2 protein-coding genes are annotated in these 2,618 nt (G+C 74.5%); both read right to left on the bottom strand.

Features of this window, described 5'->3' with window-relative positions:
• Positions 1-2,427: non-ribosomal peptide synthetase (locus tag GH736_RS20900; RefSeq protein ID WP_159606744.1), on the bottom strand; the 2,427-nt coding region annotated here is incomplete at its 3' end.
• Between the two features lie 64 nt (positions 2,428-2,491).
• Positions 2,492-2,584 carry a Rho termination factor N-terminal domain-containing protein gene (locus GH736_RS20895; protein ID WP_235934576.1) on the bottom strand — a complete coding sequence of 31 codons (93 nt, stop codon included), beginning with the start codon at positions 2,582-2,584 and terminating at the stop codon, positions 2,492-2,494.
• Positions 2,585-2,618 lie beyond the last annotated feature (34 nt).

Raw genomic sequence — 2,618 nt, 5'->3', positions numbered from 1 at the left:
TGGTGCACGCGGATGATGCCGCGGGTGTCCTTGCCGTGGCTTCCGGCCTCGCGACGGTAGCAGGTGGACCACCCGGCGTAGCGGAGTGCGCACCACGTCGCCGTCGATCCAGGTGCCGGCGAGATCGACCTCGGGCTCCACGGCCGCACCGTCGCCGATCGTGAGCATGCCCGTGACCGGCGGCAGCGTGTGCAGGTCGACGTCCCGGCCGATGCGGGCGCCGAGCGCCCGCGCGTAGTTCGTCACCCATGGCGCACCCGAGAGCCCGACGGCGTCGACCTGGTGGGCGATCTGGTCGGCGAGCCACATGCGCAGATGCACGGAGCCGCCCCGCGGGTAGTCGCCGGGCTCGAGTCCGGCGAGCAGGAGCCGCGCGCAGGCCACGGCGATGCCCATGCGCCCGAACGGCGTGGCGAAGACGGCCAGGCCGAGGAGCAGGAGCCACAGCGGCACCGTGGGCAGGGCCCCGTAGTCGGGGCTGATCGCGTCGAGGATCGCCGTCGCCGTGAGGAGGTACAGCAGCCAGCGCGCCCCGCTCAGGATGAACAGCGGCACGCCCACGAGGGTCTGCAGCCACTGCGTGCCCCGCGGCGTCGGCACCGGCTGGCGGAACGACCCCGCACCGTCGTCCCGCTCGGGAGCGCGCGCGTCGACCTCGTCGGCCATCGCACCGAGCCGCGGATGGTCGTAAACGTCCGCCACGGTGAAGTCGGGGTCGCGCGTGCGGATCCGGCTGACGAGCTGGGCCGCGGCGAGCGATCCGCCGCCGAGGTCGAAGAAGCTCGCGTCGGCGTCGGAGACGGGCACGCCGAGGACCGACTGCCACTGTTCGGCGAGCCAGGCGGCGGATGCCTCGAGCCCCGCGGCAGCCGGCTCGACACCGGGGAGCGGCCACGGCAGTGCGGCGCGGTCGACCTTGCCCGACGTGCGCGTCGGAAGGTCGTCGACGACGGCGAGGAGCGGGACGAGGGCCGCCGGGAGCTCCTCGATGAGCCGCGCCCGGGCCGCTGCGGCGTCGAACCCGTGGGTCACGGCAAGATAGCCGACGAGCACCTGGTTGCCCGCCTCCGTGCGACGCACCGCCGCCGCCGCGCCCGAGACGCCGGGCAGCGCCTGCAGTGCCGACTCGATCTCGCCGAGCTCGATGCGGCGGCCCCCGACCTTGACCTGGTCGTCGGCGCGCCCCTGGAAGAGCAGGCCGTGGGCGTCGAACGTCACGAGGTCGCCCGACCGGTACGCGCGGTCCCAGCCCAGGGTCGGCATGGCCGAGTACTTCGCCGCGTCCTTCTCGGGGTCGAGGTAGCGCGCCAGCCCGACCCCGCCGATGATGAGCTCGCCGACCTCGCCGTCGCCGACGGGCCGCCCCTTGCCGTCCACCACGGCGAGCGCCCACCCGTCGAGCGGCAGGCCGATGCGCACCGGTCCGACCCCGTCGAGGAGGGCGGCGCACGCGACCACGGTCGCCTCGGTCGGGCCGTAGGTGTTCCACACCTCGCGATCGGGCGAGACCAGCCGTGCGGCGAGTTCGGGCGGCACGGCCTCGCCGCCGAAGATCAGGAGGCGCACGTTCTCGATCGCCTCGGCGGGCCACAGCGCGGCGAGGGTCGGCACGGTCGACACGACCGTGATGCCGTGGGCGACCATCCACGGGCCGAGGTCCATGCCGCTGCGCACGAGGCTCCGGGGCGCCGGGACGAGGCAGGCGCCGTGACGCCAGGCCAGCCACATCTCCTCGCACGAGGCATCGAACGCGACCGACAGGCCGGCGAGCACGCGATCGCCGGGTCCGATCGGGGCGGGCTGCAGGAACAGCCGGGCCTCCGCATCGACGAAGGCCGCCGCGGAGCGGTGGGTCACGGCGACGCCCTTCGGCGTCCCCGTCGACCCCGAGGTGAAGATGATCCACGCGTCATCGTCGAGCTCGGGCGGCGACGCGATCGGCATCACGTGCGTGCTGGAGTGCGGCGGGGCGCCTTCGAAGAGCCCCGGCGGCGCGGCATCCGGCGCCTCATGCGCTTCAGCCTCGTCGCGGAATGCGCTGACGAACACGCCGCGACCGGTCACCACGCCTCGCGCGGCGGCCTCGCTGAACACGAGCCGGGCGCGCTCCTCGGGATCGTCGGCGTCGACCGGCACATACGCCGCACCCGCCGCCATCGCCCCGAGGATCGCGATGTAGAGCTCGCGCGACCCCGACGGCATCCGGATGCCGACCCGGTCACCGCGGCGGACGCCTGCGCCGTGCAGCCGCGCCGCCGTGCGCACCACGCGGGCCATGAGCTCCCGGTAGCTGAGGGCTCCGTCGGCGTCCTCGAGCGCCGAGGCGTCGGGATGCCGATGCGTCGTCTCCCGCAGCACGTCGATCAGGGTTCGCGCGGGTGGCGCGAAGGTCGAGCGATCGAGGACTCCAGCGGCGTCAGCGGTCACGTGCCCTCCTGCTCGAGACGGATGCCGGGCGCGTCCCCTCGCGGCCGCGCCCGGGGTCCCAGCTTCAGCCGCCGAGGGAAACGACCAGTTGCGCCTTCGTGAACCTGGAGTAGCCGGCCACGCCGCGCGCGCGCGCGAGCTGCCGCAGTTCGGCCACGTTCTTGGCAGCGAGGTCGGCCGGCGCTGCGGGG

Source organism: Agromyces humi (assembly GCF_009720255.1).
Taxonomy (GTDB): Bacteria; Actinomycetota; Actinomycetes; order Actinomycetales; family Microbacteriaceae; genus Agromyces; species Agromyces humi.
Note: the sequence above shows the minus strand (reverse complement) of the source record. Positions and strands in the feature narration are given on the sequence as shown.